Origin of the sequence: Paraburkholderia sp. CNPSo 3281, from assembly GCF_024206515.1 — a bacterium.
Lineage (GTDB): Bacteria > Pseudomonadota > Gammaproteobacteria > Burkholderiales > Burkholderiaceae > Paraburkholderia > Paraburkholderia nodosa.
This window is the reverse complement of sequence record NZ_JAMBPS010000112.1, coordinates 1-7,827: the sequence shown is the minus strand read 5'-3', so window position 1 is coordinate 7,827 and position 7,827 is coordinate 1. Positions and strand designations below refer to the sequence as shown.

Genomic DNA, 7,827 nt, shown 5'->3' with positions numbered 1-7,827 from the left:
CAACTGCCCCTTGAACACTGGCACGCATGGCTGCAAGACCCCACGCTCGCCGACGCAATCCTCGACCGCCTCGTCCATCAAGCTCACAAGCTTGCATTGAAGGGCGATTCGATGCGAAAGAAGAACGCTCCTGATCAAAAAGTAGCCTGATCTCGAACACTCGCAGTACAATCTAAGCACTACGCAGCACCTCCCTCCTGGCCTGTTCGACTTCATCGAAACGGGCGTTCAACTTCCCCGAAATACGCAGTTGATCAGTCTGATATGCGCGGGTTGGGTACCGCATGACAACCGATTCGTCGGGGAGCTGCCTCGCTCTAGATTCGAGGATCATTCCATTGCTGGATGCCTCATAGTGTCAACGAGGGTTCTCCCACCGTTGTCCATTCCGCTACCAACACACTGTATGCGCATGACGACGTCTCTAACGATTGGGCACAGGCTGGGGCAACGCCTGGCCTATTGCCCATATGAAGCCTGTCAGCTCGCGTGCGACTGCAGTACATGCCTGTACCTTGAGTTTGCCTTTACCCTCCATTATTCGATAACGCGCACACAGGCGTTTTTGCGCCTTCCAGGCAATATCCTGGACCGCTTCGCTGGTTCGCTCTGCACGGCGTTGCAGATGCGCGGTTTTCCTGGCTGGATGGCGATACGTCCAAGACGCCTCGACCAATACCCGGCGCACGTGAGCGTTGCCGGTTTTGGTGATTGCGCCACGCGATTTGGTGGCGCCGCTGGAGTGTTCGCTGGGCACCAGCCCAAGATAGGCCATCAATTGCGGGGCGCTGTCGAAGCGCCTCAGATCACCGATCTCAGCGACCACCGTCATCGCAGTCAGCAGGTTGACACCGCGCAGCGCCATCAGGCCTTCGATCACTGGCCAGAACACTGATTCGTTTGCCACGCGCTCAAGTTGCGTGTCCAGCCCATCGATACGCTTGCTGAGCGCCTTGACGGTGTCAACATACTCCTGAAACACAATCTGCTGGACTGGCTGTCCGAATTTCTGTTGCTCCAGCCACCGATAATGCGCCTGAGTCCAGTTGCTCTTGCCGCTGTAGCACTTGCCATATCGAAGCAGAAAGGCAGACAGGCGTTGCTTGGCCTGACGCTGCAGGTGCTTCATGTCCTCGCGCGCTCGAGTCAGGTCGCGCAATCCTTCCTGCGCATCGTCGGGAACCCAAACAGCTGTCAGCTCCCCGGCCCGGTGCAGGCGCGCCAACATCAGACTATCGCGGCGGTCAGTCTTGACCCGTTCGCCTGCTTTCCGTGGGATCAGGGACGGTGCGACCACCTGGCAATCCCAGCCGAGATCGCTGAGCTGCCGGTAAATCCCGTATCCACACGGGCCTGCCTCATAGCAGAACGAAAGATGTGCGTCTCCCTTTCTCAACTGCCGAACCAGCTTTTCGATCGCCTCCGGCGTATTCGCAATCTCGCCAACGTAACGAACTTCCCCTCCGTTCGCATCGGCCACAGAAACCGCAATCGTTGCCTTGTGCACATCCAACCCAACGAACTTGCTAAACTGCTTCACGACCTGCTCTCCTCAATTGCGGCTCTGAGCCTTTGGTTTTTTTGGAGCCTCAAGCTTAACCCGCGTCGCTTGAGGTGCAGCAGGTCCAATACATTATGTCTAGTGCGGCCCTAAATCCACAAATGACAAGACCTGAACTCGCGTGCGTGATGTAGCCGCCGCGCTCGGTGCGTGCGCCGATGGTTGCGAACGTGTACAACGTGCCATTGCGTTTTTCTTGTTCCGACATTTCCGTGGCTCCACGATGTAGGCGAAAACAGCTGGCCCGGCTTTGCGACCGGTGTCTAGACGGGCGAAATGTTTCGCCCGATCAAATGATCGTCAGGCCGCAAACGTGGAGATGAAATCGGATACGTCTGAAAAGGACGGGCTATGCGGTGCCGAGGATTCGCGGCGCATCTGCGCGTGCGCTCGGGTTGACATTTGTCAAATCCGTCGCATTAAACGACGGGTTTCGCCACGCCGTTGGGCATGGCGAAAAGTCGCGCTTCATTTCATTAAGCTTGCTGCCGCTATTCGCGCTTAAGGGAAAACTGATGCCATGCGGCCGCAACGCGGACCAGCGTACGCTCCAGCCGCGCGCTTACCGGTCATCGCTCACCGATCAAATCTTCGCGCGAGGGCGGAGGACTACCGAACTACAAGAAAAAAGTCTTGATAATCAAAAGTATGATTCTTGAATATGATCATGTTGCCCACAGAGTTGCCCCAATCATCGTATGCTGGGCGTAGTTATTTCCGTCAGCTGCTGGACATGACTCTCACCCACTGCGTCCGCGTCCGATGGCTCTGGGGGGAATGCTTTGTTCGACTCCCTTCGCATGGTCGACGATTCGAGTACTTCTCTGCACCGGCAGAGTCGCAGACAAACGACAATTTGCATGCAACCCTACGAAGGCCATCCACCATTCGTAGGGAAGCCTCCGTCTCACGCCTGCAAGCCAACCATAACCAATCTTCAGCCGTCTCGCGGGAGCCAAGCATACTCATGCGGCCGCTACGATGCGCGCCGGTCTGCCCGCCTTCCGAACGACATCGGCAATGTGACTTGTCAAGCCAACTCGACCGTGCAACCTAACTCCCTCAAGCTTACCCATGTGCTCTAGTTTGACCCGCAACGCGCTCAATCCTTCCGAAACATCGAACTCTATCCACACGTTCGCTTCTCCAGGAACAATCACTTCCGCCCGAGAGGCAGTAGCGCCACGATGGAGCTGTACGATCCATGGCCGTTCGCCGTCGTGCACCCATTCGAAACGCACCGGCCCAAAGACTGTCTTGCAGCGTTCATACAATGCATAGATATCGTCGAGGACCATCTTTGGGATAGCTTCCGGCAGAGCCTCCCCTTTCATCAGCACCTCGCCTTCGCCCATCCGCCCTTCGATGACAAGTTCGCCTTGGCTATCGACGATAGCGGCTCCCGAACAATACGAAGTTACCGAAGATTGCGCCAATATCGACGATATTTGTGTTCCCGACGGGTCCTCGGCTTGGAGCAAAGCAAACGGGTCGGTCCAACCCTTCTTTGTAGTAAATCTACCAGGCACTTGCTCCTTCGGACAGGTACGTATCCACGTCTCGGAATCCCCTGTTTCCAGACCAAATGTAAAAGGTGCGATCCTGCGACTAATGACCGTTGTCCGGGGCACGGGTAAGCCAGCCTCAGCTGCCATCAGAAGCCCGAAAGCTTTATCACCAATCAGACGACTAAAATTGTTCGGCCATTCGAGGCGAGCAGATAAGCTGTCCCCACTCGTGGATTCAAGCTCCCAGCCTAGAACGTGCGTCCCCTTCCATCCTCTGCGACTCGGATGGACGCTAAACTCAAAGCGTGACTCGAGCTCGCAGCTCAAATCAAGAGAAACACCATACACACGTTCTAAAGCCGAGCGCCCCAGAGAGGCCGGCAATGACGCGGTACCAGGTTTTTCGACGCAGCGAGGAGTATCATCAGGAGAAAACTCAATGATTCCACCTTCCGAGACTCCCGACACCCCCCCGTCATTTACGTCAATGGTTTCATTAACGATGACGTGAAAGTCGGCAGAAGTTAGCCGTCTAACAGCCGCAGCGGCTTTCTCAACACTCTTCAGCCCGTAAATGAACTCGTTACTTTTAAGCGCATTCGGACGAAAACTGCGCACATTCAGAGAGTCCTCGCTACTCGCTGCCAAGAGTATCGAGAGCGACTCCTCCAAACTTGCAAAGCGGTGGTTGGGCGCAAACCCACGCACTCTGGCATATCGCTGCTGAGCCTCGGCCCCTGGCGCAAAGCTGACAAATTGAGCCACGTTGGCAATCTCAGCCAATCTGTCAAGTGACTCGTCCTTGAAAAATTCAAATCTACCAGTAGTTGCCATATTAGTTCCACTGAAGGGCATAGCTGCGCAAACCGCAAGTGAGGTTTTCAAGCGAAGCCGCCTGAAAATGACGTGCCTCAAGCTCTTTAACTGCCTCTTCAACCATATGTTTTGCGAAAGAATAGTCGAGCACATCACCGTGCTGGTTCTCAATCGGAATTCGCAATCTCCTTGCCTCATGAAACTCGGCGACGCATCCTAAACTGAACTGCCAACCATCGAGCATGATCAAGCGCCCGACGAATCGCTCGATGACACCACACCAAAAGCTGGCATAGTCGTCTTGACCCCATTCAAATTTGTGCAAGCTAGCTGGCTCAATCACAACTCCATTTCCACGCGCACGCGCTTTCGCCGCAACCTTCAGGATGTCGATCTCATTCTGTCGAATGACCGCATCGCGCAATCTATCCCTAAAATTTGGTGAGCCAGCACACGCATACCCCTCGCTCAGATACCACTCAACATACCGTCTTCCAGTAGTTATCGGGCCACTAACGTAGGTCGCACCATGTTTGTCAATGGCGCAGGCGAGAGCATCGAACATAGATTTTTGCTCCAACTCAATGTTCGATTCATTGACATTTTTCATCATCTCTCCGCCTGCATACATGAATGACCTCAGTTCTATGGGTCTCGATATCACTTAGTTCGAAAACGCTTTGCCAATTATGTCAGCCACCCCGCCGACGTAGGCACTGTCAATCTCCGGAACGTTTGAAGTCAGCGCCTGCTTCCATTGCTCCGGCAGAGCCGCGTTTGAAAGGCCGAGGATGGTCGCCGCGGCCTGCAGCACTGCCTTTTCCGCCGCGGAGAACTTCGCATTGCTGCCTTGTGTCTTCAATGCGACCAGTCCCAAGAACTCTCTCATGGGCGTTTCCCGAACATCCGGCGCCCGTTGCGAGTCACTAACGAAGCGACTGCTGTATGCCTCCAACGATATCGTTCTCGCACGATTAGCCAGTGCAGTCGTCAGCCGGGCAACCCATCCAGCGCCCGCATCCGCAGCGTCGACCACAGCTGCGATGTCCGTGTAGCCGAGAAAAGTTGATGCATCCGCCAATTTATCGAGCTCATCTGCCCTGAGCCGCTTCGGTGGAGTCATCTTGGACACAAGCTTCTCAATGATCTGGCCACGCTTTTTCCTATCAGGCGGCAGCACCAAGAATTTTTTATCAATACGCCCCGCGCGCTTAATCGCAGCGTCAATTCGATCCTCGTAATTTGTCGCCACGACGAAGAGTGCTTGCTTTGATCGACGAAGATCATTGAGTTTCGTCAGCATTCCAGGGGTCATGAACTGGAAGGCACTGTCTTGCTGACTATAACGGGACGAATCGCGATCGAGCAGGAAATGATCGATCTCATCAAAAAAGATAACGCAGGCCGGCTGCGCCATAAGCACAGTAAATATGTCCTTCGCCCGTGCCTCCAACTGCGCTTCTCCGCTTGCGAGAAAGTCGCTCACCGTGATGGTCACCAAACGCCAACCGAGTGCCTCAGCGATGCTCTCGGCAATCGTGGTCTTCCCGGTACCGGGCGGCCCATAGAGCAGCATTGAATAGTTTTTCCGCCCCATGTCTGACAACATAGGCTGGACAAATTCTTTTCCAACGCAGTCATACACTTTGAGCTCAGAGCCTAAGGTGGAAACTGCTTCGAACGTCTGCTCAAGACTGCTCCAAGCGCCTCGTTGGTATTTCTTCTGTGTGAATCGTGAAAGTACGAGCGTTGTCCTTGCGATATGCAAATGCAATGCATTGCGATAGGAAATCAAGAATTCGAGGACTTGACTAGTTTCCCAAAGATGAATCGTGTCCGCTTCATTGACGTGCTCGGAATGCCAGCCAACAGCCTCGACTCCGTCAAGATCGATGCGGACAGCACGAGCCCGCAGCCATTGCGCATATCGGCGAAACAAACCTAGGCACTTGGAACTGTACGTATCGTGAAGCTCTTCGCCGTCGTAAATTGCGCAAGCCCGTAACAGCGAATTTGCGATTTCCACGCTGACAGGGAAGAGCACGAGACCCTGTTTCGTGGTGAGAAAAGGTTTGACTGGTCTCCAATACGGGCTCTGGTTTTGCACCTGAGTCAGCACAGCGAGCACGCGGTCGAGAATAGTCTGGTCGACCGTCTTTCTTCGACAGAGCAACATCCCTTCCAAGCAGAACGCGAGTTCTGCCGGATCAAAGCGGCTGTCAGGAATGGAGCTGAACGATAGTTGCTCGTGCAGCGATCCCTCGAAAATCTTATAAAAATAAGATACGTCCTCGATCTCCATCCTCAGACGGCGTGCAGCCTGGATCAAACGCAGCAGCGGAAACGCGTGCGGTGCCGGCGACGGCCTATCCAGACCATCGAGTTGGGGATCAAAGAGCACCCGCGCGCCCAAGCTCGCGTTTTCCGCAGCTCTGTAAGCAGCCAGTTTGCCCTGCAACACTTCTCTCAGGCGCTTACGCAGACCATCAAGGCTCGAACGAAATTTCTCCGGGACCTTCTCCCAATCGGCAGTACAAATATCCGCAAGCCACGCAAGCGTAAAGACATCATTCGGACCATACGTCTTCGAATCCGAAATCTGCGAATATTTCCCCGCACCTGATGCAACCGACGAGATTCGAACCTTTTTGTTCTTTAGATTTTCTGTCTTATCGAAAATTAGCTGCGCAGCTTGGACTAACTGCTGCATCAGTGCTTCGTCAAAAATCTCTTCGCCTTTTTCGACCGGGAAAACTAGTCCCGAAAGACCGCATTCCTGCCTCGCGCCTTCTTCATTGGAATAGCGATTTCCCATCCGAAGCAAGGAGTTCAGGATCATGCTGGTCGTGCTCAGAGAGAGCTCTTGCGCATGCGAGACCCCTTCAGCGCCTGTGATCACATAAGGCCAAGCAGTCCTTTTTACGTACGACCCCTTATAGGCATTAGCTATTGATCTGAAATTTTGATCAATGTCCCTGATCTCCCGTTGATCTCCGGGATACTCTTCTGTCAAGTATTTTTCTAGGGTGTTCACAAATGCTCCGGTCTAGTCGCGCAGTTGTTATAGGTGCTGAGATTGTACCGCCCCCGTCAGTAGCGGTGAAAAGCACAAGAGCAACTGCAGCACCGTAAGCAAAGTTCGATAGCCCCATTTGATCGATCATGGCACGTCCCTTCGCAAGCCCCTGATCCGGAAACTAAACGTCCATTTATTTACCGACGCCCAGACCAGCCAAAATACGGTAAACAACTCTACACTTTGCGATTGTTTACCGAGCAAATCATGGCCCGAACATTCCTGTATGCCCGCGTCTCTACCGCCGAGCAGACCACCGACAATCAATTGCTGGAAGCCCGTAGCGGGGGCTTTACCGTTCAGCCGCGCCATACGGTCGCGGAAACCATCTCCGGGAGCATCCCCGCTGCCGAACGCCCCGGCTTCGCCAAGCTACTGGACCGGCTCGATGAGGGCGATATCCTTGTCGTGACCAAGCTTGATCGGTTGGGGCGGAACACGACGGACGTACTCGGAACCGTCGAGAGGCTGGCGGCGATGGGAGTCCACGTGCATTGTCTCGCGCTCAAAGGCGTCGATCTCACCAGCCCATCCGGCAAACTACACATGACTGTACTTGCCGCCGTCGCCCAGTTCGAGCGGGACCTTCTTATCGAGCGCACGCACGCGGGACTAGCTGTCATCTTCCGCCATATAGGAGCCATCGAGCTTCCGGCATAAAGGAACCGGGGCGTTTTCGGCATAAAGGAGCCACTTCGTTTCCGGCATATAGGAGCCAGGGAAGGAACCGAGCATCTCGATCGTGATGCTCATTGCAGGCTTAACTTGTGGGGCGTGATCCCCCAAGGGAGGCTGCGATGGGCCGACGGAGAATCGAGATGCATCAATATCGGCAGGTTCTCGTGCGCATGCGCCACGGGGATTCC

Annotated in this window: 5 protein-coding genes and 1 pseudogene; 2 read left to right on the top strand and 4 right to left on the bottom strand. The window is 54.5% G+C overall.

Annotated elements, in window-relative coordinates; translation table 11 throughout:
* A partial coding sequence (locus M3I56_RS40040; protein WP_254358560.1) for an ATP-binding protein occupies positions 1–150 on the top strand: 150 nt, incomplete at its 5' end.
* A gap of 274 nt (positions 151–424) precedes the next feature.
* Here M3I56_RS40040 and M3I56_RS40035 read toward each other — a convergent pair.
* From M3I56_RS40035 to M3I56_RS40020, 4 genes are all read right to left on the bottom strand, one after another.
* A complete protein-coding gene (locus M3I56_RS40035) occupies positions 425–1,540 on the bottom strand; it encodes an IS110 family transposase (RefSeq protein ID WP_254358559.1) in 1,116 nt (371 codons plus the stop codon).
* A 986-nt stretch (positions 1,541–2,526) separates the two neighbouring features.
* Complete coding sequence (locus M3I56_RS40030; RefSeq protein WP_254358558.1) at positions 2,527–3,903, bottom strand: hypothetical protein; 1,377 nt, start codon at positions 3,901–3,903, stop codon at positions 2,527–2,529.
* A 1-nt stretch (position 3,904) separates the two neighbouring features.
* On the bottom strand, positions 3,905–4,498 hold the full coding sequence (locus M3I56_RS40025; protein WP_254358557.1) for a DUF4406 domain-containing protein: 594 nt from the start codon (positions 4,496–4,498) through the stop codon (positions 3,905–3,907).
* A gap of 51 nt (positions 4,499–4,549) precedes the next feature.
* A complete protein-coding gene (locus tag M3I56_RS40020) occupies positions 4,550–6,919 on the bottom strand; it encodes an AAA family ATPase (RefSeq protein WP_254358556.1) in 2,370 nt (789 codons plus the stop codon).
* Positions 6,920–7,168: 249 nt separating this feature from the next.
* Between M3I56_RS40020 and M3I56_RS40015 the strand changes: the two are divergent.
* Positions 7,169–7,579: pseudogene (locus M3I56_RS40015) on the top strand (recombinase family protein); the annotation flags it as partial.
* Between the last annotated feature and the right edge of the window lie 248 nt (positions 7,580–7,827).

Excerpts from the sequence above, each read along its gene's own strand:
- M3I56_RS40025 (WP_254358557.1), bottom strand. The coding sequence starts at position 4,498 with ATGATGAAAAATGTCAATGAATCGAACATTGAGTTGGAGCAAAAATCT.
- M3I56_RS40030 (WP_254358558.1), bottom strand. The coding sequence starts at position 3,903 with ATGGCAACTACTGGTAGATTTGAATTTTTCAAGGACGAGTCACTTGAC.